This is a genomic window from Flavonifractor sp. An91, from assembly GCF_002159225.1.
Classification (GTDB): domain Bacteria; phylum Bacillota; class Clostridia; order Oscillospirales; family Oscillospiraceae; genus Flavonifractor; species Flavonifractor avicola.
On the sequence record NZ_NFHA01000013.1, the window covers coordinates 26,991 to 48,669 of the forward strand.

The window sequence follows — 21,679 nt, forward strand, 5'->3', positions numbered from 1 at the left end:
CGCCGCCAATACGAAAGGAGTTTTTTACCATGAAGCAGATCATCGAGATCGTTGACGTTCTGGGCCGTGAGATCCTGGACAGCCGCGGCAACCCCACCGTTGAGGTTGAGGTTTATCTGGAAGACGGCACTGTGGGCCGCGCTGCTGTGCCCTCCGGCGCTTCCACCGGCATCTATGAGGCCTGTGAGCTCCGCGACGGCGACAAGAGCCGTTACCTGGGCAAGGGCGTCCTCACCGCTGTGAAGAACGTCAACACCGAGATCGCCGAGTGCCTGGTGGGCATGAACGTGCTGGACCAGACCGCTATCGATAAGGCCCTCATCGCTCTGGACGGCACCCCCAACAAGACCAAGCTGGGCGCCAACGCCATCCTGGGCGCTTCCCTGGCCTGCGCCAAGGCCGCTGCCGAGAGCCTGGGCACCTCCCTGTACAACTACATTGGCGGCGTCAACGCCAAGACTTTGCCCGTGCCCATGATGAACATCCTCAACGGCGGCGCTCACGCCACCAACAACGTGGAGATCCAGGAGTTCATGATCATGCCCGTGGGCGCCTGCTGCTTCCGTGAGGCTCTGCGGATGTGCGCCGAGGTCTTCCACAAGCTGAAGACCACCCTGAAGGAGAACGGCACTCCCGCCGCCGGCGTGGGCGACGAGGGCGGCTACGCTCCCAACCTGAAGAAGGACGAGGACGCTCTGAAGGTCATCGTGAAGGCCATCGAGGAGGCCGGCTTCAAGCCCGGCGAGGACTTCATGATCGCCATCGACGCCGCTTCTTCCGAGTGGTGGAACGAGGAAGAGAAGTGCTATATCCAGCCCAAGTCCGGCAAGAAGATGACTCAGCAGCAGCTGGTCAATATGTGGAAGAAGTTCGTGGAGACCTACCCCATCATCTCCCTGGAGGACGGCATGGCCGAGACCGACTGGGAAGGCTGGGCTATGCTGACCAAGGCCATCGGCGACAAGGTGCAGCTGGTGGGCGACGACCTGTTCGTCACCAACGTCACCCGTCTGGCTACCGGCATTGAGAAGAAGGTTGCCAACTCCATCCTGATCAAGGTCAACCAGATCGGCACCCTGACCGAGACCCTGGACGCCATCCAGATGGCCAACCGCGCCGGCTACACCGCCATCGTGTCTCACCGCTCCGGCGAGACCGAGGACGCCACCATTGCCGACATCGCTGTGGCTCTGAACGCTGGCCAGATCAAGACCGGCGCTCCCAGCCGCACCGACCGTGTGGCCAAGTACAACCAGCTGCTCCGCATCGAGGAGGAACTGGGCGATGTGGCTCAGTACCTGGGCAAGGACGCTTTCTTCAACCTGAAGTAAGTTTCGACAAGCACAACGGGGCCGCTGCCAATGGCAGCGGCCCCGTTTTTTGTATCGCCCGGCTCCTCCTGGGCCCCATCATGGATGGGGCGGCGCTTTGCGCCGTACAAGCGTTTTGGGCTTGCCCAAAACCTTGGCGCAGGGGCAATTCATTTGCCCCGAGCAAGTAAAATCAATTTGGGCCCCCGCAGAAAGCTACAGCTTTCTGTGGGATTGCTGGGCGATGTGGCTCAGTACCTGGGCAAGGACGCTTTCTTCAACCTGAAGTAAGGAGAAGCGCTGAGCGCCCGGGAGCAGGCGCACAGCGAGCCGCGGAGACAAAAAAGCAGTTTGGTCGCAGGCCAAAGGTGTTTTTTGCGCAGCGGTGAGCTGTGTGCCGTCGCGGAGGGCGCGAAGCGTGACAACAGAAGACAAGCACAAGGGGCCGCTGCCATTGGCAGCGGCCCCGTTTTTTAGTGAAAAGAGCGGCTGCCGCATTTGCGGCAGCCGCTTCTTATTTGATATTAGACCTCCATGATAACCGGGAGGATCATGGGGTTGCGCTTGGTTTTCTTGTACAGGAAGTTGGACATGGAGTTTTTGATCTCCGACTTGATAGCGGCCCAGTCGGTGAGGCTATCCCGCTGGCAATTCTCCAGGGCGGTGACGGCCACCTTCCGCAGTTCCTCCATCAGACCCTCGGACTCCTTCACATAGACAAAGCCGCGGGTGATGATATCGGGGCCGGACACCACAGTGCCGTCCTCCCCGGACATGGACACCACCACCACGATCATGCCGTCCTCGGCCAGATGCTTGCGGTCCCGCAGCACCACGCTGCCCACATCGCCTACGCCGTAGCCGTCCACAAATACACGGCCGGCGGGCACAGTGCCGTTGATCTTGGCTGAGTTGGGAGTCAGCTCAATGACCTTGCCGATGTCGCTGATGATGATATTCTTGGGGTTCATGCCCATCTGCTGGGCCAGCTTGGCGTGGATCTTCAGCATCCGCTGCTCGCCGTGAACGGGGATAAAGAACTTGGGCTTCACCAGAGCGTGGATGATCTTCAGCTCCTCCTGACAGGCGTGGCCGGAAACATGGAGGGCACGCTCACGCTCGTTCACCACTTCGGCATCCTTGCGGTAGAGCTCGTTGATGACGCTGCCAATGGCATTTTCATTGCCGGGAATGGCGGAGGCGGAGAGAATCACCCGGTCACCGGCCTGGATATCCACCTGGCGGTGGGTGTTGAAGGCCATACGGGTGAGGGCCGACATGGTCTCGCCCTGGCTGCCGGTGGTGATGATGCAGATCTTGTTCTTGGGCAGGCTCTTGATATGAGCCAGATCCACCAGCACCCCGTCGGGAATCTTCATATAGCCCAGCTCGGTGGACACCTTCATGGCGTTCTCCATGGAGCGGCCGGTCACGGCCACCTTGCGGCCATACCGGGCGGCCACGTCGATGATTTGCTGGATGCGGTCCACATTGGAGGCGAAGGTGGTGATAATGATGCGCTGCTCACAGCCCCGGAACAGAGCGTCGAAGGAGTCGCCTACGCTGCGCTCGCTCTTGGTGAAGCCGGGACGCTCCACATTGGTGGAGTCGGCCAACAGGGCCAGAACGCCCTCCTTGCCCAACTGCCCCAGACGGCCCAGGTCGATCATACCGCCCTGGATGGGGGTGGGGTCGATCTTGAAGTCACCGGTATGGATGACGGTACCCACGGCGCACTTGATGGCAAAGCCGCAGGCGTCGGCAATGGAGTGGTTCACATGGATGAACTCCACGGTGAACTTGCCCGCCTTCACGGTCTCTCCAGCCTCACAGGTGATGAGCTTGGTCTTGTTCACCAGACGGTGCTCCTCCAGCTTCAGTTTCACCAGACCGGCGGTCATGCGGGTGGCGTAGATGGGGACGTTCACATCCCGCAGAAGATAGGGGATGGAACCGATGTGATCCTCATGACCGTGGGTCAGGAAGATACCCCGAATACGGTCCTTGTTCTTGATCAGGTAGGAGAAGTCGGGGATGACCACGTCAATGCCGTACATATCGTCATCCGGGAAGCCCATACCTACGTCCACGATGATCATATCCCCGCCGTATTCATAGACGGTCAGGTTCTTGCCGATCTCGTTCAGACCACCCAGAGAAATGATTTTCAGTTTTTCAGCCATAAAAGTCTTACTACACTCCTTTACAATCAATCCGTTTTTCGTATTTATCAGTGGGCACGGTCCGGATCTGAGCGCACAAAAAGAAAAGCGGTGGTATTCCGCTCTTTCCGGCCCTGCCTCGCCGGAAAAAGGGAACGGCCATGCACCGCTTGGCGCCTCTATCCATGCTGTGTCCTTGCCTTATTCAAAGCGCAATGTTGCGCATAAAGCCATAATTAGCATCTGTATTATACCACGCAAACCGGGGAAAGTATACCATTATTTTGCGACAGGGTTCCCCTTGGTTGTTCTGGAGGTGCGGATATGATACAATACCGAAGAAAATGGAAAGGAGCGTGGAATGAATGGAAGAGGCGCAGCTGCGGCCTGGCCGTTACCGCCACTTTACGGGCAACGAATATCAGCTGCTCTATGTGGCCCGCCACTCGGAGACGCTGGAGTGCATGGTGGTCTATCAGGCCCTCTACGGAGAGCGGGGCATCTGGGTGCGGCCGGCGGCCATGTGGAATGAGATTGTGGAGCGGGACGGCTATCAGGGCCCCCGGTTCACCTATATAGGAGAGTAAGCCATGAACATTCAGATTTTTGGAAAGAACAAATGCTTTGACACGAAAAAAGCGGAGCGCTGGTTCAAGGAGCGACGCATCAAGTTCCAGGCGGTGGATCTGGGTAAGTACGGTATGAGCGCCGGGGAGCTCAAAAGCGTGGTCAATGCGGTGGGACTGAATAACCTCATTGATCAGAAGCATCCGGACGCCGCCCTGCTCAACTACCTGGCCTATGACTCTGACAAGCTGGAGAAGCTGCTGGACAATCCCAAGCTGCTCAAGACCCCCATCGTCCGCAACGGCAGGCAGGCCACCGTGGGCTACTGCCCGGAGGTATGGGAGAGCTGGAGCTGAGTCAGCTCTGGTACAGCCCGGTTACCGCAGAAAGCTGCTGCTGAAGGGCCTCCACCGCCCACTGGGGCCGGAGCAGCTGCACCCCATCCCCCAGGCCGAAGAGCCAGCCTAAAAACTGAGGGCTGACCACAGCAGAGACCGTAACGGCAAAATGATCCTCTCCGTCAGGCACCAGAATGGCATCCAGGCCGAAGCGGTCCAGCACCACGCCCACCAGGCTGGAGCGGCAGCGGAGCGTGACCTGTCCCTCCCGGCCGGAGAACATACCGAAGTGTTTTCCCGCATAGGCTGCCATATCAAAGTGTTCCGGCACCCCGGTGAGGGGCAGGCAGGTGACGGCCAGATCGGCCATTTTGTCTACCCGGTAGTGGCGCAGCTCCTTGGAGCGGTGGTCATAGCCGGCCAGATAGTAATTCTCGTTGTCCCAGATCAGACCGGCGGGGGAGACGGTGTACCGGCGGCCATCATGGCGGAACACCTTTTCCTTGCGGACGTTATACTCAAAGTAGAGAAAAGTCACGGTTTTCCGGTTTGCAATGGCGGTATGGAGCTTGTCAATGGTGTAGTAGATGCTCTCGTTCATGGTCTTTACCCGACGGTCCACATAGACCTGGCGCTGGAGCTGGCGGGCCTGGTGGATGCTGGCCTGGGACTCCAGCTTATGGATCAGCTGGCTGCTCTTCCGCTGGGTGATGAAGCGGGAGGATTGGACCGCGTCCACCAACAGCTTCAGCTCCGCCAGCTGGAAGGGGCGCTCCCCCAAAAACCAGCCCGGCGAGCGGCCCTTCCGGCACTGCACATCCAGCCCAAACTGACGCAGGGCTTCCATATCGGAGTAGATGCTCTTCCGTTCGGCCTTGATGTCCCACTCCTCCAGACGGGAGATGATTTCAGGGACGGTAAGGGTGTGCTCCTCGTCGGTGCTCTCCCACAACAGCTTGCACAGACAGAGCAGTTTCAACTTTTGATTGGCGCTTTTCGGCATGGAAGCGACCCCCTTTATTACCGTGTTACCAGTTAGACTATCACATTTACTGTCCCATAAACCGTACATTCAGCATACCACAAATAGGTGGAGATTGCGAGGGCCTATGATATATGTTGCAGCAGTTCCCCTCTGCCCCCTTCATGCGGGACCGGGTGGGGAGAAAGAACGGGTGGACGAGATCCTGATGGGTTGGCCGGTCTATGGACCGGAGGAAGCCCAGGGCGACTGGTGGCGGGTCCGTACCCACTACGGCTATTCCGGCTGGGTGCGGCGGGAGCAGCTGGCCCCGGCGGGGGAATGGCCCCTTCAGGGGAAAATGGTGGTGACCGCGCCCTTTGCCGATGTACTGGCCGGGCCGGAGGTGGAGCGGCCGGTGCTGACTACCCTGCCCCGGGGCAGTCTGACCGCTGCCATAGAGGAAGCTGTTCCCGAGGGCTGGCGGCTGATTGAACTGCCAGATGGACGGAAAGGCTATACAAAAGGTAGTTTCCTGGAGGAATATTGCGCTAAACCCTGTGATTTGCCGGAGGAACAGCTCCGGGCCAGGGTGGTGGAGCGGGCCAGGAGCTATCTGGGCACCCAGTACCGCTGGGGCGGAAAGTCCCCCATGGGAATCGACTGTTCGGGGCTTACTTTTATGTCCTGGTTTTTCAGTGGAGTGCTCCTCTACCGGGATGCCCGCATCGTGCCGGGATACCCGGTGCGGCCCATCCCGCTGGAGGAGTGCAGGCAGGCGGATCTGCTCTATTTTCCGGGGCACATCGCCCTCTATCTGGGGGAGGGAAGGTATATCCACTCCACTGCCCGAGCGGGCAGCGACGGGGTGGTGGTCAACAGCCTGGACCCGGCACAGCCTGACTACCGGGCGGATCTGCGGGAAAAGCTGCTGACGGCGGGCACTGTCTTTCCACTGGGAGGGGAGAATCTGACAACTTGATAAAAATTTGCGGCAAACACTTGCCAGATGGGCCATTCTCCTCTATACTGATACTGTTTGTTGACATAATGCGATTGGAGAAAGGGGCGCGCCTCAGTGGCCCAGACACACCGAAAGAAACGCCGCCGCCGGACTTCCCCGGCACGGCGGGCGGCGAAGATTTTTTATGGAATTCTTGTGGTCATCTCAGCTTTGATCGTGACGCTGTTCTGCGTCTACAAGCTGCTGGCCAAGGAGCCGGAAATGGCGGCGGAACCCACGCCGGAACCTGCTCAGCCGGGGACCAGTGCCGAGCCCACCACAGGCCGGCAGCGAAAACCTTATACCTATACCTTTCTGCTGGTGGCCAAGGATCAGGTGGGCAGCAATGCTGATACCATGATTGTCTGCACCTATGATACGGTGGCGCAGACGGTGGGCATGGTATCCATCCCCAGAGATACCCTGGTGGAGAGCGGCAAGCTGAACGCAGTCTACCAACAGGGGATCGAGGCCCTGCGGGACACCATATCGGATATGCTGGGTATCCCCATTGACTTCTATGTGGGAGTCAACATGGATGGATTCAAGGAGCTGGTGGATGAGTTGGGGGGCATTGAGTTCAATGTGCCCGTCCACATGGCCTATGACGATCCCACCCAGGATCTGCACATTCACTATGAGCCGGGCCTCCAGCATCTGGACGGGCAGGACGTGCTTAACGTGGCCCGGTGCCGGAAAAACTCCGATGGACCTGGTACCTATCCCGACAACATCTACTCCGCCTATCCGGACAACGACATCGGACGTACCAGGACCCAGCAGCAGCTGATCGGTACCATCCTGAAAAAGGCCCTGTCCAACCCCCAGAAGATCAATCGCTATATCGAGATCTTCCTGGAGTATGTGAACACCAACCTGGAGTTCGGTGAGATGCTGTGGTTTGCGGAGCCTGCCCTGGGCTTTGACTTTGAGAACGGCATGACCAGCGCCACCCTTACCGGAGACGGAAACACCTACTATCCAGGCTGGGGCCAATACTGCTATCAGCTCTACCCGGAGGAGACCCTGGAGACCGTCAACCAGCTCATCAATCCCTACGACCAGGATCTGACTCTGGAGGATATGAATATCTTTCAATATCAATAATCAAAAAGGACGTGCCTCAAAGGCACGTCCTTTTGATTTACTCCAGCAGATCGGGACCGGGCAGGTCCATCTGCCGCTTGCGGGCGGCGGAGAAGGCCAGCTTCTCTGCCAGGGCCTTCCGGTCGCCGGTGGCCAGCACCTCCCGGTAGGACTGGAGATTGCCGATGAGCCGGTCCAGCACCTCCAGCAGAGCGGGCTGGTTGAGGGAGAAAAGCTGGGTCCACAGTCCCACATCCAGAGCGGCCACCCGGGTACAGCCACGGAAGGAGGAGCCTTCGTAGCCCTTGCAATCAAAGAGGGTGGGGTCATCACACACCGCCACGGCGATAATGTGCATGACCTGGCTGGTATAGGCGATGAGGGCGTCGTGGGCCTGGGCGGTGGTGCGATGGACGTCCTTGCAGCCCATATAGGCGGCCAGACGTTCCAACAGGGCCAGGTGCTCCGGCTGGCTGGTTTCCCGGGGGATCAGCAGGAAGTGAGAGCCCTGAAACAGCTCGGCAAAGGCGTGTTCCACGCCGGAGAACTCAGTACCAGCCATAGGATGGCAGCCAATGAAGTCCACCGTGTCGGGCAGACAGTTTGCTCCCTCCAGAATGGCCGACTTAACGCCGCACACGTCCCACACCAGTGCGCCGGGCTTGAACTGGTCTTTGTAGGTGTGCAGAAAGTCCAGGATGCCCTGGGGATGAAGGGCCAGAGCCACCACATCGGCCTGGGGGATCACATCGGCGGCGTACTCGGTGACCCGGTCGCCCACGCCGTGTTCGCTGGCGTAGCGCAGGGTGGGCTGGGACACGTCCACGCCTACGATCTCATAGTCCTCAAAGCCCTTCAGGGCCAAGGCCATGGAGCCGCCGATCAAACCGAGGCCTACGATAACAAGTGTTTTTTTCATGTTGCGGCCTCCTTTTACAGGGTACGGCCCACGCAGGGGGCCAGGGTACGCAGCTTGTCCATCAGAGCGTCAAACTGGGCGGGGGTGATGGACTGGGCCCCGTCACAGAGGGCATGGGGAGGATCGTTATGGACCTCCACAATGAGGCCGTCGGCCCCGGCAGCCAGGGCCGCCATACTCATCCGCTCCACCATCCAGGCTTTGCCGCAGGCGTGGGAGGGGTCCACCACCACCGGCAGGTGGGACAGCTGCTTCACCGCCAGCACTGCCGACAGATCCAGAGTATTGCGGGTGAAGGTCTCGAAGGTGCGGATGCCCCGCTCACACAGGATGACCTTTTCGTTGCCGCCGGCCATGATGTACTCGGCGGACATGAGCCACTCCTCGATGGTGGAGGAGAGACCGCGCTTGAGCAGAATGGGCTTGGTGGTCTTGCCCAGCTGCTTCAGAAGGTCGAAGTTCTGCATATTCCGGGCACCCACCTGGATCACGTCCACACACATCTCGAACATCTCCACGTTGTCGGTGGACATGATCTCGGTGACGATGGGCAGGCCGGTGACTGCGCGGGCCTCCTGAAGCAGCCGGATGCCGTCATTGCCCATGCCCTGGAAGGAGTAGGGGGAGGTGCGGGGCTTGAAGGCGCCTCCACGCAGGGCGGCGGCTCCGGCGGCCTGGACGGCCTGGGCCACGCCCACGATCTGCTCCTCACTCTCCACCGAGCAGGGACCGGCAATGACGGCCAGCTTCTCGCCGCCCACCAGAGCGCCGCCCCCCAGGTCGATGATCGTATCCTCCGGGTGGTACTTCCGGTTGGCCTTCTTATAGGGCTCGGTGACCCGCATCACCCGGTCCACGCCGGGCAGCAGGGACAGCTTCTCCTGGTCAATGCCGTCGGCATTGCCTTCGGCACCCAAAATGGTGGTCTCAGCGCCCTTGGACACCATGACCTTGACGCCGCCCTCCTCCATGGTGAGGATGGCTTTTTCCAGTTCCTCAGGGGTAAAGCCCCGCTTCATAATAACGACCATATGTGTTCTCCTTTCCAAATACAAAAGATCCGCAGCCGCCCAAAGGCAGCTGCGGATCTTTTCCGTCCGTTATCAGAACGAAACCCGGTCAGCCGGTTATGGGCAGGCAGAAACACCGCTGGCAAAATAGCAGCGGTAATAGCCGTATCCATAACCGGTACGCTTCAGCATGACGGGCACGCTCCTTCCTTTGAAAGAGACTTTAGCACTTTTTGGTGCGAAAGTCAAGGGGAAATTTTGCTTGAAATCCTACCAGTATTATGGTATTATATTTGAAAAGTCAGGAGGGATCGTATGAAAATTTCTACCAAGGGACGATATGCCCTGCGGCTGATGCTGGACGTGGCGCTCCATAGCCACGGTACTGCGGTGCCTCTGCGGGATGTGGCCCAGCGGCAGGATATTTCCGACAAATATTTGGAGCAGATTGTGACCCAGCTCTCTCGGGCTGGTCTGGTGCGCTCGGTGCGGGGCGCCGGCGGCGGCTACCTGTTGACCCGGGAGCCGGAGGAATACACGGTAGGCGAGATCCTGCGGGTGCTGGAGGGTAATCTGGCTCCGGTGAGTTGTGCCGATGCCGACGATGTGTGCCGGTGCGGACGGGCAGACAGGTGCGTTACCGTGGAGATTTGGAGGGAGATCCAGGCTGCGGTGTCCGGGGTGGTGGATCATGTGACCCTGGCCGATCTGGTCCGCCGGCATCAGGAGAAGTGTCCGGAGAGTTGCGAAAACGCCGACTGAGTTCCTATGTAAAAGGTTCTTTGCGTGACAAATCCGAAGGTCCGGCTTATCCTGTAGACGAGGTGAGCGGATATGCGGGATATTGGAAAGAACATCAGGACGCTGCGGGAGAAAAAGGGCATGACCCAGGAGGAACTGGCGCAAGCTCTATTTGTTACCCGACAGACGGTGTCTAACTACGAGACGGGCAGGAGCAGGCCGGACATTGAGATGCTGGTCAGGATCGCCCAGGCGCTGGAGACTGATGTAAATCAGGTGTTGTATGGCTTGCCTGTGGAGCAGGACAAGCAGCGGGAGGCCAAGCGGCTGGCAGTGGGCTGTCTGATCCTGGCGTCGATTTTTCTGCTGCTGACGCTTCCTGCGCCGCTGCTGAATGAGATGCTAAAGCGTGGCAATGTAGGGGCGGTGCTGGTGACCGCCCTTACCAACGGTTTGCTGAGGCCCGCCTTATGGCTGATATTGGGCTGGTGCGCCCTTCAGGGGCTGTGGCTGCTACGAGTGATCCGGCCGCCGGAAGAGCGGACGTGGATGGCCTGGGCCCGGCGGGGTGTGTTGCTTCTGATGGCGGTATATGTGGTACTGCTGCTTCCGCCGCTGGTGGTGGGACTGATCCAGGTGATCCAGACCGCATTGGGCGTGCCCTATGATGCGCTGGTAGAAGTTCCTCAGATCCCGGCGTATATATGGCTCATGAATCGCCAGTTGGTATTCCTTGTGCTCCGCCCTCAGATATGCGCCATCCCTGGCGCAGCCCTGTGGCTGCTGGGGGTTCCAAAACGCTGAGGAAAGAAAAAAGGACGCTGCGTGAGCAGCGCCCTTTCTTTTTTATGCGTAGATGCCGGTGGAGAGGTAGCGCTCGCCGGTGTCGGGCAGAACGGCTACGATGGTCTTGCCCTGGAAGTCGGGCCGCTTGGACAGCTCCCGGGCCGCCCAGGCGGCGGCACCGGAGGAGATGCCCACCAGAATACCCTCGGCCCGTGCCAGCTCCTTGGCGGCAGCAATGGCCTCTGCGCCGGGGACGGGGAGGACCTCGTCTACCACCCCCATATCCAGGGTACCAGGGACGAAGCCGGCACCGATGCCCTGAATCTTGTGGGGGCCGGGCTGGCCGCCGGACAGGACAGGGGATTCAGCGGGCTCTACCGCCACTACCTTGATGTGGGGGTTCTGTTCCTTCAGGAAGCGGCCCGCGCCGGTGATGGTGCCGCCGGAACCTACGCCGGCCACCAACACGTCCACCGTGCCGTCGGTATCCCGCCAGATCTCAGGGCCGGTGGTCTCATAATGGGCCTTGGCGTTGGCGGGGTTGTTAAACTGGTCGGGCATCCAGGCGGAGGGGTCGGCCTCCAGCAGCTCCTTGGCCTTGGCAATGGCACCGCTCATGCCCTTAGCACCCTCCGTGAGTACCAGCTCTGCCCCCAGAGCGGACAGCAGGGAGCGGCGCTCCTGGCTCATGGTCTCAGGCATGGTGAGCACCACCTGATAGCCCCGCTGGCGGCCGATATAGGCCAGGGCCACGCCGGTATTGCCGCTGGTGGGCTCCACGATGGTGGCACCCGGCTTCAGCAGGCCGGCTTCCTCAGCGGCCCGGATCATATACAGTCCCGCACGGTCCTTGGCGGAGGACAGGGGATTAAAGCTTTCCAGTTTGCCCAGGATACCGCCGCCGGGGGCAAAGCGCTCCAGACGGAGCAGGGGGGTATTGCCAATCAATTCAGGAATGGAATGGGCGATTTTCATGGTAGATTGCCTCCCATCATTTTTCTCAGGTTGCTATCAGCATACCACATAAATCCCACGAATTCAATAGGAATTTTGGACAATAAGCAAGGCCCACCATCCGGCGGGCCTTGCTTAGATGCTGGAAAGATTAGAACATGGGGACAACGGCGCCCTCGTAGGTCTCATCCATAAAGGTCTTGACCTCGTCGCTCTTGAGGGCCTCCACCAGGGCCTGGATGGCGGGATCGTTCTCGTGGCCCTCCTTGACGGCCAGCACGTTGACGTAAGCCTGGGCGGCCTCGCCGTCGGCGGACTCAACGGCCAGAGCGTCGGAAACCTTCAGGCCGGCGTCGATGGCATAGTTGCCGTTGATGACGGCCATATCCACATCGCCCAGACGGACGGGCAGCTGGCTGGCTTCCAGCTCCACGATGTCCAGATTCTTGGGGTTCTCAGCGATGTCGGCCTTGGTAGCGGTGATGCCGGCACCCTCCTTCAGGGTGATCAGGCCCTCCTGCTGGAGCAGGAGCAGGGCGCGGGCCTCATTGGTGGTGTCGTTGGGCACGGCGATCTGAGCGCCGTCAGCCAGCTCGTCGATGCTGGCGGTCTTGCCGGCATACAGGCCGAAGGGCTCGTAGTGGATCTCAGCGGCGCTGACCAGGTGGGTGCCGTCGCTGACGTTGAACTCGTTCATGTAGGTGATGTGCTGGAAGTAGTTGGCGTCCAGCTCACCGCTCTCCACCGCCAGGTTGGGCTGGATGTAGTCGTTGAACTCCACGATCTCCAGGGTGATGCCCTGCTCAGCCAGGATGCCCTTGGCTATCTCCAGAATCTCAGCGTGGGGGGCGGGAGTGGCGCCGACCTTGATGGTGGTGCCCTCCAGAGAGGCGGTGTTCTCCACAGCGGGGGTCTCGGAGTTGCCGGAGGGGGTCTCGGAATTACCGGCGGGGGTGTTGGCGGAGCCGGAGTTGCCGCCGCCGCAGCCGGCCAGCAGGCCGAAAGACAGAGCGCCGGTCAGGAGCAGAGAGACAAGCTTCTTCATGGTATATTTCTCCTTTTCATGTTCACAGGTGTTACCCAAATCAGAGTACAAAAAAACGCCCTTGAAGAATGTTCAAGGACGAGAGCTTTCCGCTTCGTGGTACCACCTTGTTTCACCTCTGCCTCACGACAGGGGCCTTATGGAGTACAGTCATACTCCTGCGCGCTGACGGGCGCTCCCGTCGCAGCCTATACCAAACGGTAGTCGGTGCGCCGCTCCAAGACCATCTTCACCAAAACCTTCCGTACCCGTTCCCACCATACCGGGCTCTCTGTGCCGTATCTTTCTGGTTACTCTTCTCTTCATTGCGTTTGAGGGGCGTTATTCAGTTCCCTTTGGGTTGCATTTAGTATATGCCTCCCTCACTCATTCGTCAAGTGGACAGTTTCAACAAAAGAACGGGGTACGCATACCAAAAAGTTTGCGCACCCCGTCCAAACAGATGATTATTGGATTCCGGACTTTTCCGCCCGGTTGGTCTTGAGCTTCTTCTTCCGGTCTGTGCTGCGGATACGCTTATCCAGCCGGACAGAGGCCCGGGTACCGATGGACTGGAAGATCTGCACCAGAATGACCAGCACCACCACAGATACCCACAGGATGATATTCATGCGGCGCTGGTAGCCCAGATTCAGGGCCATGGAGCCCAGACCGCCGCCGCCGATGGCGCCCGCCATGGCGCCGTAGCTGAGGATGGTGATGAAGGCGGTGGTGAAGCCGGAGATCAGGGAGGGACGGCTCTCAGGCAGGATCACCTTGGTGATGATCTGGAAGGGAGAGCAGCCCATGGACTGGGCGGCCTCCACCACGCCGCTGTCCACCTCACGGAGAGAGGCCTCCACCAGACGTGCTACAAAGGGGAAGGCAGCCACGATTAGAGGCACAATGGTGGCCACCGTGCCGATAGAGGTGCCCAGGATCAGCCGGGACAGGGGAATAACCACCACCATCAGGATGAGGAAGGGCACCGAACGCAGAATGTTGATCACAAAATTCAGCACTGCCATCACCGGACGGGGCAGAGGCAGTACGCCATTGGGCTCACCCACCACGGCGATGACACCCAGGGGCAGACCGATGACATAGGCAAAGAAGGTGGAGATCACCGTTACATACAGGGTCTCCCAGATGGCAAAGAGCAGGCCGTTTTTGCTCAGCTCCAGCAGACGGAGGACCTCTTCATTTTGCAGCAGATCAGCCATGGTAATCAGGCACCTCCTCCACAGTCACGTCCTTCTGGGCGCGCAGATAGTTCATGGCCTTGGCGGCCTCGGTTTTGTCCTCAGGCAGGCCAAGCAGCATGGAGCCGAAGGCCTTGCCGTTCACGTTGCGGGTATCGGCACCCAGAATGTTGACCTTGACCCCACAGTCGATGGCCAGAGAGGCGATGAGAGGCTCATAGGAGGAGCCGCCGTTGAATACCACCCGCACCACGCTGGCCACGGGGAACTGGTCGATATGAGCGCCCTCGGGGAACACCAGCTTGCGGCCGGCCTCGGTCTTGGGGTTGGAGAAAACCTCCTCCACGGTGCCGGTCTCCACCATATGGCCGTGGTCCAGAATGGCCACATGGGTGCAGATCTCCTCCACCACCGCCATTTCGTGGGTGATGACCACCACAGTGATGCCAAGGCGCTTATTGATGTCCTGGATCAGCTTCAGGATGGAGCGGGTGGTGGTGGGGTCCAGAGCGGAGGTGGCCTCATCGCACAGCAGCATCTTGGGGTTGGAAGCCAGAGCGCGGGCAATGGCAATGCGCTGCTTCTGGCCGCCGGACAGCTGAGCGGGGTAGGCATTGGCCTTGTCAGGCAGGCCCACGATATCCAGGTACTCCAGAGCCCGCTTTTTGGCCTCCGCCGCCGGAACACCGGCGATCTCCATGGGGAAGCAGATGTTCTTCAGGCAGGTCCGCTGCATCAGCAGGTTAAACTGCTGGAAGATCATGCTGATGGACCGGCGGGTCTGGCGCAGACGGGCAGGGGAGAGTTCCATCAGGTTCTCTCCGTCGATGAGGACCTCTCCCTGGGTGGGTCGCTCCAGCAGGTTGATGCAGCGCACCAGGGTGGATTTACCCGCGCCGCTCATGCCGACGATACCAAAGATATCCCCGTCCCCAATGGTCAGGTTGATATCCGACAGGGCCTCAAAGTCCCCGTCCGCCGTGGGAAAGACCTTGGATAAGTGTTTCAGTTCGATCACAGGTCTGTTCTCCTTCGTCTGATTTGTATGTAATACCTCCGGTTTTGACAAAACACCGGGATGTTTGCATCGGGAATATTCTATGACAACCGGGACGGGCTGTCAAGGTGTTTCGGGAGGGAAGAGACGGGCCGATGTGGGCATCGGCCCCTACAGAGGTACTGGAGGATGGTCAGAGCAAAAAGAAACAGCCGGGCCATTGGCCCGGCTGTTCAATGACGCTATTAGTCGGTCACGAAGGGCAGCAGCGCGATCTGACGAGCACGCTTGATGGCCTCAGTGAGCTGACGCTGATGCATGGCGCAGGTGCCGGTGGTGCGGCGGGGCAGGATCTTGCTCCGCTCGGACAGGAACCGACGCAGCTTCACGGCGTCCTTATAGTCGATGTGCTCCACCTTGTCCACACAGAAGGTGCAGACCTTGCGGCGCTTGCGGCCGCGGGGGCGCTCTCTATCCATAGCCATAACTGGAAAACCTCCCTTGTTCCGGGCCTATAGTCCGGCTTGTTTTATGATGCGGCATCCGCCGCTGTGTTCGGTTTAGAAGGGCAATTCGCCGTCATCCTCAGTGAGTTCGGCAAACTGGTCGCCGCCGGCAGGGGCGGAATAGCCGCCGCCAACAGGGGCCGCGGGGGGCGCATAGCCGCCGGGCGTGCCGTAGCCGCCGGAGGGTGCGCTGTATCCGCCGCCCTCGGCGTCCCGCTTGGAGTCGCCAAAATACACGTTGTCGGCCACCACCTCGGCAGTGCGGCGCTTGTTGCCGTCCCGGTCGGTCCAGTCACGCAGCTGGAGCCGGCCCTCTACCACGGCCATACGGCCCTTGGTGAGAAAACGGGAGACAAATTCCGCCGTCTGACGCCAAGCCACAATATCAATGAAATCGGTGGCCTTTTCGCCGGTGGTCTTGTCCTTAAAGTCCCGGTCCACAGCCAGAGAAAAGGAGGCCACAGCCGTCCCGGTCTGAGTGTGCCGGAGTTCAGGGTCACGGGTCAGACGACCCATGAGAATAATACGGTTCAGCATGAAGCCTCTCCTCTCTTACTCGTCCTTGCAGACGATCAGGGAGCGCATCACGCCGTCAGTGATCCGCAGGATACGATCCAGCTCACGGGGGAACTCGGGCTTGGACTCGAAAGTCATCAGCACGTAGTAGCCCTCAGTCAGGTCATTGATGGGATAGGCCAGGTGGCGCTTGCCCCACTCGTCGACCTCAGCCAGGGTGCCGTTCTGCTCCACCAGAGTCTTGAACTTCTCCACCATGGCAGCAGTGGCCTCCTCACCCAGGTTGGGATTGAGGATGTAGACCACCTCGTAGTTACCGCTGAGTTTTGCCATTTTCTTTGCACCTCCTTATGGACATATGGCCCCCGCCCTTTGCGGGAGCAAGGATGGCTTGTCACAAACAAGCCCTATTATTATATAAGATATTTGGAAAAAGTCAAGATTTTTTCGCGGGAAAATAAAAAATAAAAAACTTTCAGATTCTGTGCAATATTTGGGCGGGCTGCACCATTGTATAGGCAGAAGGGCCGGTGAGGCCCATGAAGTAAATCATAAATTTCATTGTAAAGGAGTTTTTCAGATGAAAAGAGGTTTTGGAAAAGGTTTTGTGTCCGGTATGTTGGTTGTGTCTCTGGCAGTGGGATTGGGAGTTACCGCGATGGCGGCTACCAGAACCATCAAGGTTGAGGATGATATTCAGGTGACCCTGAACGGCGCACGGTTCCAGCCCAAGGACGCCGATGGAAATGAGGTACCCCTTTTCTCCTATAACGGTACTACCTACGCCCCCGTTCGGGCCATCTGCGAGGCCGCCGGTCTGAAGGTGGATTACGATTCCGCCACCTATACTGCTGTGCTTACCACGCAGGACCAGTATATTGCATCCACTCCCGGCGCCTCCAACTATATTACCGTGGAACAGGCCAAGAATGCGGCCCTCAATCATGCGGGCGTGAAGGCCAGCGACGCCATCTTCGTAAAAGCCGGGCTGGACTGGGATGACGGCCGGGTACACTATGAGGTGGAGTTCTACGCCGGCAACACGGAGTACGACTACGATATCGACGCCACCAGCGGCGCGGTGCTCTCCTATGACCGGGAGTGGGATGACTTTTCCCTGAAGGGCAGCGGCAGCAGCACCGCCACCCAGGACGACCTCATCACTGCGGCCAAGGCCAAGGAGATCGCCCTGGCCAAGGCTCCTGCCGGCACCACCGTGGTCAAGTGCGAACTGGACCGGGACGACGGCCGGTATGTGTACGAAGTGGAGATGCGCAACGGCAACATGGAGTACGACTGCGACATCAACGCGGTTACCGGCGTGATCATCGACTGGGATGCCGACCGGGACGACTGATCCGGTAACACAGACAAGTAAATAAACCAAAATTTGGAACCGCTCCGGTCACCCCGGAGCGGTTCCAAATTTTTTTTGACTTTTTTTCTCCTTCGGTGTACGCAAACATCCAACTTTTGGCCCTGGGACGCCAAGGGTGAGGAGTGAGTGCGGTGGACAGTGAGAGGGGCAGGCTGTTAAAGCAAATAGAAAAATTGGCCAGGTGCAAAGCAAATGACGCGGTCAAGCTGGCCTTTTTGGAAGAAGGAGAAGTGGAGGAAATCGACAGCCTGGATTTGACGGCGCTCACTGGATTCAAACGCACCGACAAAGGAGCTGTGGAAATTCAGTTGGTGGATCGACTGACGGTACTCAAACTGCTGGTGGAACTGGCCGGAGGTCAGGAGGAAAAGGCAGTGGAGTTCTTTCGAGCTTGGGAGCGAAAGGCGGAGGAAGGGGTACAGGAGGAGACATGAAGTTTCGGACTTTTTCCCCCAAACAGAAGCAGGTGCTCACCTGGTGGTGCGACCCGGCGGTGCGGGACAGGGAAGCATTGATCTGCGACGGGGCGGTGCGCAGCGGCAAGACCATGTGTATGGGGCTGTCCTTCTTCTGTTGGGCTATGCGGACCTTCCATGGTCAGGCCTTCGGCCTGTGCGGCAAGACGGTCACCGGCCTGCGGCGCAATCTGCTGGGTGGGCTGCTGCCGGTACTCAGGGAGCTGGGCTTTCAGTGGGAGGAGAAGGTGTCCAAAAATTTGATTACCGTCCGCTTCGGCGGGCGGGAGAATACCTTCTACCTCTTTGGTGGCAAGGACGAGGGAAGCGCCGCCCTCATCCAGGGTATCACCCTGGCGGGGGTGCTGTTGGACGAGGTGGCCCTCATGCCCCGGTCCTTTGTGGAGCAAGCCTGCGCCCGGTGCTCGGTGGAGGGGAGCCGGATGTGGTTCTCCTGCAACCCGGAAGGACCGGAGCACTGGTTTTACAAGGAGTGGATTCAGAAGAAAGAGGAGCGCAACGCCCTCTACCTCCACTTTACCATGAGAGACAATCCGGCCCTCTCGCCCAAGGTCATCCGGCGGTATACCCGCAACTTCAGCGGGACCTTTTACCGGCGGTTCGTGCTGGGAGAGTGGGCGGCGGCAGAGGGGCGGGTATACGACTTTTTTGATGAGAGCTATGTGAAGCCTGTGCCCCAGGGGGAGATGGAACAGTGGTGCATCTCCTGCGACTACGGGACGGTGAATCCCTCTTCCTTCGGCCTGTGGGGTCTGCGGGATGGCGTGTGGTACCGGGTCAAGGAGTTTTACTACGACTCCCGGCGGGAGGGCAGGCAGAAAACCGACGGAGAGTATGCCCACGATCTGGAGCAGCTGGCGGGAGGGAGGACCATCCGGCGGGTGGTGATCGACCCATCCGCCGCCAGCTTTATCGAATTGCTGCGGCGGATGGGCTGGCGGGTAGAAAAGGCCAACAACGACGTATTGGCCGGTATCCGCATCACCGCCGAACTGCTGCGGCAGGGAAAACTGGTCATCTGTACCCCCTGCCGGGACGCCATCCGGGAGTTTTCCCTCTACCGCTGGGATGAAAAGGCGGTGGGTGACAAGGTGATCAAAAGGCACGACCATGCAATGGATGATATCCGCTACTTTGCCGTGACGGTGGCGGCAGGGGGCGAGAAGGGATTCTTTGGCGGGTTGTGCGTGGAGCGGGGCCGGTTTTAGAACGGTCAAGGCAGCAAAGGAGTGTGGTTATGGGACTGTTCCATAAGAAAAGTGGGCCGGAGAGCGGCGGACTGGCGGTCCAGATCCGGGAGGGCGGCAGGCATCCCTTTGGAGTATTGGACGGCTATGTGCCCCTGCAGCAGGGAGAGATTGCCCTTTACCGCAGTATTCGGGAGGCGGTGCCCATTGTGGATGCCGCCATCTGGAAACTGATCCGGCTGGCAGGCGGGGTGATTGTGCAGTGCGGAGACAAACGGGCCCAGGAGGAGCTGGAGTGGTTTTTACAGCACGTAGATACCGGACGGGGCCAGCGGGGCATCCAGTCCTTCCTGGACTGCTATCTGGACTCCATGCTTACCTGCGGCCGGGCGGTGGGGGAGATCGTACCCGACCGCAGGCGAAGAGACATTGCAGCTCTGCTTTGCGGCAATGTGGCGGACATCGAGATCAAAGAGGGGGCCACCCCCATGGAGTTTGCCATCTGGGGCCGGGGGACCGACGGTACCATGCGGGAACTACCCCGGCAGGAGCTGCTCCTCTTCACCCCCTTTCAGCCTGAGACGGACAGCCCCTATGGGGTGAGTCTGCTGCGGTCCATGCCCTTCCTGACTGAAATTTTGCTCAAAATTTATCAGGCCATGGGCATGAACTGGGAGCGGATGGGCAATGTCCGTTTTGCGGTGGTATACAAACCGGGGGACAATCCCCTGGATCAGAGCATGGTGCAGGAGCGCAGCCGCCAGATCGCCCGGGAGTGGTCCGCTGCCATGCAGGCGGGTAAGCACGGCAGCGTCCGGGATTTTGTGGCGGTGGGCGACGTGGACATCAAGGTCATCGGCGCCGACAACCAGGTGTTGGACAGCGAGGTGCCGGTGCGGCAGATCCTGGAACAGCTGGTGTCCCGCACCGGCATCCCTCCCTTCCTCCTGGGATTGTCCTGGTCCTCCACCGAGCGGATGAGTACCCAGCAGGCCGATATGATGACCAGTGAGATCACCGCCATCCGCCGGGGACTGGAGCCGGTGGTGGAGCGGATCTGTGAATTATGGCTCACCCTCCACGGCTATCGGCCTCAGGTAAGCGTGGAGTGGGAGGATGTGAACCTCCAGGATCTGGTGGAGGAGGCTCGGGCAGAGCTTTACCGCCAGCAGGCCAGGACCGTGGAGATGGACAACGAGGCCAGAGAGAAGGGAGAGACGGTATGAACATCAACAAGCAGGCGGGGGTGGATCAGGGTACCGCCCTGGATCAGACTGAACTGGGGCTCATCAACGCCATGAGCCGCAAAAAGCTGACAGAGGAGGAGGTATACACCTTCGCCGTGCGGCTGTGCGACAATGAGGTGGATCGGGACGGGGAGCGGTTCCCGGCGGAGACTCTGGAGGAGCTGGCCCCCCTCTTTGTGGGTAAGAGCGGTATTTTCGACCACCAGTGGAGCGCCGCCGGACAGACCGCCCGCATCTACCGCACCGAACTGGTGCGGGATGAGAGCGTCCTCACGGCGGCGGGGGACGCTCTGTGTTACCTGAAGGGCTACGCCTATATGCTGCGGACCGAGAGCAACAAGGACCTGATTGCTGAGATCGAGGGCGGCATCAAGAAGGAAGTGAGCGTGGGCTGCGCGGTGGAGGAGGCCAGATGCTCCATCTGCGGGGAGAACATTCATGACAGAAGCCGGTGCGCCCATGAGAAGGGCAGGGAGTACGGCGGCAAGCTGTGCTGGGCCGATCTGGTCCACGCCACCGACGCCTACGAGTGGTCCTTTGTGGCGGTGCCGGCCCAGAAAAACGCGGGGGTGATGAAGAGCATGAGACAGGATATGGAACAGCTGGAGCGGGAGGCCGCCCTGGGGCGCAAGTACCTCCAGCAGCTCAAGGACGAGGTGGTGCGCCTGGGCGGCGTGGCCGGGCTGGCCCTGGAGCAGGAGACGCTGAAGGGCATTGTCCGGAAGCTGGAGGAGCCGGAACTGGACGCGCTGAAGAAGGCCTTTGAGGTCCAGGTGGACAAGGCCTGGGGCGTGGAGACCCAGCTGCCCGCCTGGGAGCAGCAGGTCCCGGCGGAGGGACGGGACGGGGCATTTTTGATCTGAAACCGACGATAACGGATTGCCGCGCCAGTGTGCGCACTGGCGCGCAATGACGGGGATTGGCCCCGACAAAAAGAAAGGAGTAGAAACATGAGCAGCAAGATTTCCTTTGAAGGTATCGGCGAAGTGGTGGCTACCTTTGCCTGCGGCGAGGGTGTGGCCGCCGGTCAGGTGGTCAAGGTAACGGAGGACGGCACGGTGGGTGCCTGCTCCGCAAGCGAGAAGTTCTGCGGCGTGGCCCTGTCTGCCGAGGACGGATATGCTGCCATCCAGCTGGGCGGACTGGTAAAGGTGCCTGCCAGCGGCGGCAGCATTACCGCCGGCTGGTGCAAGCTGTCCGCGGACGGTTCCGGCGGCGTGAAGCTGGACACCTCTACCGGGACCGAGTATCTGGTGGTGCGGGTGGAGACTGACGCGGCCGTGATCTGTCTGTAAGAAAGGGAGGATGG

24 protein-coding genes and 1 other annotated feature are annotated in these 21,679 nt (G+C 59.8%); of the genes, 13 read left to right on the plus strand and 11 right to left on the minus strand.

The annotated features are described in order from the left end of the window. The first annotated feature begins 29 nt into the window (after positions 1-29). Positions 30-1,331 (plus strand): phosphopyruvate hydratase, encoded by a 1,302-nt coding sequence (eno, locus tag B5G42_RS09080; protein ID WP_087187863.1) that lies wholly within the window; start codon positions 30-32, stop codon positions 1,329-1,331. 503 nt (positions 1,332-1,834) lie between these two features. Here eno and B5G42_RS09090 read toward each other — a convergent pair. After that, on the minus strand, positions 1,835-3,493 hold the full coding sequence (locus B5G42_RS09090; RefSeq protein WP_164475018.1) for a ribonuclease J: 1,659 nt from the start codon (positions 3,491-3,493) through the stop codon (positions 1,835-1,837). Positions 3,494-3,837: 344 nt separating this feature from the next. On the opposite strand from B5G42_RS09090, the gene B5G42_RS09095 reads away from it, so the two are divergent. Both B5G42_RS09095 and B5G42_RS09100 read left to right on the plus strand, forming a co-directional pair. Further along, positions 3,838-4,059, plus strand: a complete 222-nt coding sequence (locus tag B5G42_RS09095) for a DUF1653 domain-containing protein (RefSeq protein WP_087269313.1) — start codon at positions 3,838-3,840, stop codon at positions 4,057-4,059. Between the two features lie 3 nt (positions 4,060-4,062). Next, entirely contained in the window at positions 4,063-4,395 is a 333-nt protein-coding gene (locus B5G42_RS09100) for an arsenate reductase family protein (protein WP_087269316.1), read from the plus strand. A 1-nt stretch (position 4,396) separates the two neighbouring features. Here the strand turns inward: B5G42_RS09100 and B5G42_RS09105 are convergent, their stop codons facing one another. Continuing rightward, positions 4,397-5,380, minus strand: coding sequence for a helix-turn-helix transcriptional regulator (locus B5G42_RS09105; RefSeq protein ID WP_087269319.1), 984 nt, complete (start codon positions 5,378-5,380; stop codon positions 4,397-4,399). 172 nt (positions 5,381-5,552) lie between these two features. Here B5G42_RS09105 and B5G42_RS09110 point away from each other — a divergent pair, with 172 nt between their 5' ends. Together B5G42_RS09110 and B5G42_RS09115 are read left to right on the plus strand one after the other, a co-directional pair. Then, positions 5,553-6,320 (plus strand): C40 family peptidase, encoded by a 768-nt coding sequence (locus tag B5G42_RS09110; RefSeq protein WP_242961183.1) that lies wholly within the window; start codon positions 5,553-5,555, stop codon positions 6,318-6,320. A gap of 198 nt (positions 6,321-6,518) precedes the next feature. Beyond that, positions 6,519-7,448 carry an LCP family protein gene (locus B5G42_RS09115; RefSeq protein WP_242961189.1) on the plus strand — a complete coding sequence of 310 codons (930 nt, stop codon included), beginning with the start codon at positions 6,519-6,521 and terminating at the stop codon, positions 7,446-7,448. A 37-nt stretch (positions 7,449-7,485) separates the two neighbouring features. On the opposite strand, the gene B5G42_RS09120 is transcribed toward B5G42_RS09115, so the two are convergent. After that, positions 7,486-8,346 (minus strand): prephenate dehydrogenase, encoded by an 861-nt coding sequence (locus B5G42_RS09120; RefSeq protein ID WP_087269328.1) that lies wholly within the window; start codon positions 8,344-8,346, stop codon positions 7,486-7,488. 14 nt (positions 8,347-8,360) lie between these two features. Beyond that, positions 8,361-9,377 (minus strand): 3-deoxy-7-phosphoheptulonate synthase, encoded by a 1,017-nt coding sequence (aroF, locus tag B5G42_RS09125; protein ID WP_087269331.1) that lies wholly within the window; start codon positions 9,375-9,377, stop codon positions 8,361-8,363. 294 nt (positions 9,378-9,671) lie between these two features. On the opposite strand from aroF, the gene B5G42_RS09130 reads away from it, so the two are divergent. Together B5G42_RS09130 and B5G42_RS09135 are read left to right on the plus strand one after the other, a co-directional pair. After that, positions 9,672-10,118 (plus strand): RrF2 family transcriptional regulator, encoded by a 447-nt coding sequence (locus tag B5G42_RS09130; protein WP_087189295.1) that lies wholly within the window; start codon positions 9,672-9,674, stop codon positions 10,116-10,118. Positions 10,119-10,190: 72 nt separating this feature from the next. After that, entirely contained in the window at positions 10,191-10,901 is a 711-nt protein-coding gene (locus tag B5G42_RS09135; RefSeq protein ID WP_087269336.1) for a helix-turn-helix domain-containing protein, read from the plus strand. A 42-nt stretch (positions 10,902-10,943) separates the two neighbouring features. Here the strand turns inward: B5G42_RS09135 and cysK are convergent, their stop codons facing one another. The 7 genes from cysK to rpsF all read right to left on the minus strand — a co-directional run bounded on the left by cysK (position 10,944) and on the right by rpsF (position 16,415). Continuing rightward, positions 10,944-11,858 carry a cysteine synthase A gene (gene cysK, locus B5G42_RS09140; protein ID WP_087269339.1) on the minus strand — a complete coding sequence of 305 codons (915 nt, stop codon included), beginning with the start codon at positions 11,856-11,858 and terminating at the stop codon, positions 10,944-10,946. A gap of 130 nt (positions 11,859-11,988) precedes the next feature. Then, positions 11,989-12,882 (minus strand): MetQ/NlpA family ABC transporter substrate-binding protein, encoded by an 894-nt coding sequence (locus tag B5G42_RS09145; RefSeq protein WP_087269342.1) that lies wholly within the window; start codon positions 12,880-12,882, stop codon positions 11,989-11,991. A gap of 71 nt (positions 12,883-12,953) precedes the next feature. Then, positions 12,954-13,197 (minus strand) — a binding site (T-box leader). 131 nt (positions 13,198-13,328) lie between these two features. Next, positions 13,329-14,084, minus strand: coding sequence for a methionine ABC transporter permease (locus B5G42_RS09150; protein ID WP_087269345.1), 756 nt, complete (start codon positions 14,082-14,084; stop codon positions 13,329-13,331). Continuing rightward, the gene (locus B5G42_RS09155) at positions 14,077-15,081 is read right to left on the minus strand and encodes a methionine ABC transporter ATP-binding protein (protein ID WP_087189290.1); all 1,005 of its coding nucleotides are present in this window, start codon (positions 15,079-15,081) and stop codon (positions 14,077-14,079) included. The genes B5G42_RS09150 and B5G42_RS09155 overlap by 8 nt, the downstream gene beginning before the upstream one ends. A gap of 224 nt (positions 15,082-15,305) precedes the next feature. Beyond that, positions 15,306-15,545: a 30S ribosomal protein S18 gene (gene rpsR / locus B5G42_RS09160; protein WP_007490771.1), complete on the minus strand. Its 240-nt coding sequence runs from the start codon at positions 15,543-15,545 to the stop codon at positions 15,306-15,308. 75 nt (positions 15,546-15,620) lie between these two features. After that, the gene (ssb, locus tag B5G42_RS09165) at positions 15,621-16,103 is read right to left on the minus strand and encodes a single-stranded DNA-binding protein (RefSeq protein ID WP_087269348.1); all 483 of its coding nucleotides are present in this window, start codon (positions 16,101-16,103) and stop codon (positions 15,621-15,623) included. 15 nt (positions 16,104-16,118) lie between these two features. Next, the gene (gene rpsF, locus B5G42_RS09170) at positions 16,119-16,415 is read right to left on the minus strand and encodes a 30S ribosomal protein S6 (RefSeq protein WP_087189288.1); all 297 of its coding nucleotides are present in this window, start codon (positions 16,413-16,415) and stop codon (positions 16,119-16,121) included. A 283-nt stretch (positions 16,416-16,698) separates the two neighbouring features. Here rpsF and B5G42_RS09175 point away from each other — a divergent pair, with 283 nt between their 5' ends. From B5G42_RS09175 to B5G42_RS09200, 6 genes are all read left to right on the plus strand, one after another. Next, on the plus strand, positions 16,699-17,439 hold the full coding sequence (locus B5G42_RS09175) for a PepSY domain-containing protein (RefSeq protein WP_242961184.1): 741 nt from the start codon (positions 16,699-16,701) through the stop codon (positions 17,437-17,439). A 194-nt stretch (positions 17,440-17,633) separates the two neighbouring features. Continuing rightward, positions 17,634-17,894 (plus strand): XRE family transcriptional regulator, encoded by a 261-nt coding sequence (locus B5G42_RS09180; protein ID WP_242961185.1) that lies wholly within the window; start codon positions 17,634-17,636, stop codon positions 17,892-17,894. Beyond that, positions 17,891-19,144 (plus strand): PBSX family phage terminase large subunit, encoded by a 1,254-nt coding sequence (locus B5G42_RS09185; protein ID WP_087269354.1) that lies wholly within the window; start codon positions 17,891-17,893, stop codon positions 19,142-19,144. Before B5G42_RS09180 ends, B5G42_RS09185 begins: the two co-directional genes overlap by 4 nt. A gap of 29 nt (positions 19,145-19,173) precedes the next feature. Further along, positions 19,174-20,349 (plus strand): phage portal protein, encoded by a 1,176-nt coding sequence (locus B5G42_RS09190; protein ID WP_087269357.1) that lies wholly within the window; start codon positions 19,174-19,176, stop codon positions 20,347-20,349. Beyond that, a complete protein-coding gene (locus B5G42_RS09195) occupies positions 20,346-21,233 on the plus strand; it encodes a hypothetical protein (protein ID WP_087269360.1) in 888 nt (295 codons plus the stop codon). The genes B5G42_RS09190 and B5G42_RS09195 overlap by 4 nt, the downstream gene beginning before the upstream one ends. Before the next feature lie 87 nt (positions 21,234-21,320). Next, positions 21,321-21,665, plus strand: a complete 345-nt coding sequence (locus B5G42_RS09200) for a hypothetical protein (protein ID WP_087269363.1) — start codon at positions 21,321-21,323, stop codon at positions 21,663-21,665. Positions 21,666-21,679 lie beyond the last annotated feature (14 nt).

Excerpts from the sequence above, each read along its gene's own strand:
- eno (WP_087187863.1), top strand. The coding sequence starts at position 30 with ATGAAGCAGATCATCGAGATCGTTGACGTTCTGGGCCGTGAGATCCTG.
- B5G42_RS09130 (WP_087189295.1), top strand. The coding sequence starts at position 9,672 with ATGAAAATTTCTACCAAGGGACGATATGCCCTGCGGCTGATGCTGGAC.
- B5G42_RS09175 (WP_242961184.1), top strand. The coding sequence starts at position 16,699 with ATGTTGGTTGTGTCTCTGGCAGTGGGATTGGGAGTTACCGCGATGGCG.
- B5G42_RS09200 (WP_087269363.1), top strand. The coding sequence starts at position 21,321 with ATGAGCAGCAAGATTTCCTTTGAAGGTATCGGCGAAGTGGTGGCTACC.
- rpsF (WP_087189288.1), bottom strand. The coding sequence starts at position 16,415 with ATGGCAAAACTCAGCGGTAACTACGAGGTGGTCTACATCCTCAATCCC.
- ssb (WP_087269348.1), bottom strand. The coding sequence starts at position 16,103 with ATGCTGAACCGTATTATTCTCATGGGTCGTCTGACCCGTGACCCTGAA.
- B5G42_RS09135 (WP_087269336.1), top strand. The coding sequence starts at position 10,191 with ATGCGGGATATTGGAAAGAACATCAGGACGCTGCGGGAGAAAAAGGGC.
- B5G42_RS09185 (WP_087269354.1), top strand. The coding sequence starts at position 17,891 with ATGAAGTTTCGGACTTTTTCCCCCAAACAGAAGCAGGTGCTCACCTGG.
- B5G42_RS09105 (WP_087269319.1), bottom strand. The coding sequence starts at position 5,380 with ATGCCGAAAAGCGCCAATCAAAAGTTGAAACTGCTCTGTCTGTGCAAG.
- B5G42_RS09190 (WP_087269357.1), top strand. The coding sequence starts at position 19,174 with ATGGGACTGTTCCATAAGAAAAGTGGGCCGGAGAGCGGCGGACTGGCG.
- B5G42_RS09120 (WP_087269328.1), bottom strand. The coding sequence starts at position 8,346 with ATGAAAAAAACACTTGTTATCGTAGGCCTCGGTTTGATCGGCGGCTCC.
- rpsR (WP_007490771.1), bottom strand. The coding sequence starts at position 15,545 with ATGGCTATGGATAGAGAGCGCCCCCGCGGCCGCAAGCGCCGCAAGGTC.
- B5G42_RS09150 (WP_087269345.1), bottom strand. The coding sequence starts at position 14,084 with ATGGCTGATCTGCTGCAAAATGAAGAGGTCCTCCGTCTGCTGGAGCTG.
- cysK (WP_087269339.1), bottom strand. The coding sequence starts at position 11,858 with ATGAAAATCGCCCATTCCATTCCTGAATTGATTGGCAATACCCCCCTG.
- B5G42_RS09100 (WP_087269316.1), top strand. The coding sequence starts at position 4,063 with ATGAACATTCAGATTTTTGGAAAGAACAAATGCTTTGACACGAAAAAA.
- aroF (WP_087269331.1), bottom strand. The coding sequence starts at position 9,377 with ATGGTCGTTATTATGAAGCGGGGCTTTACCCCTGAGGAACTGGAAAAA.
- B5G42_RS09145 (WP_087269342.1), bottom strand. The coding sequence starts at position 12,882 with ATGAAGAAGCTTGTCTCTCTGCTCCTGACCGGCGCTCTGTCTTTCGGC.
- B5G42_RS09090 (WP_164475018.1), bottom strand. The coding sequence starts at position 3,493 with ATGGCTGAAAAACTGAAAATCATTTCTCTGGGTGGTCTGAACGAGATC.
- B5G42_RS09095 (WP_087269313.1), top strand. The coding sequence starts at position 3,838 with ATGGAAGAGGCGCAGCTGCGGCCTGGCCGTTACCGCCACTTTACGGGC.
- B5G42_RS09195 (WP_087269360.1), top strand. The coding sequence starts at position 20,346 with ATGAACATCAACAAGCAGGCGGGGGTGGATCAGGGTACCGCCCTGGAT.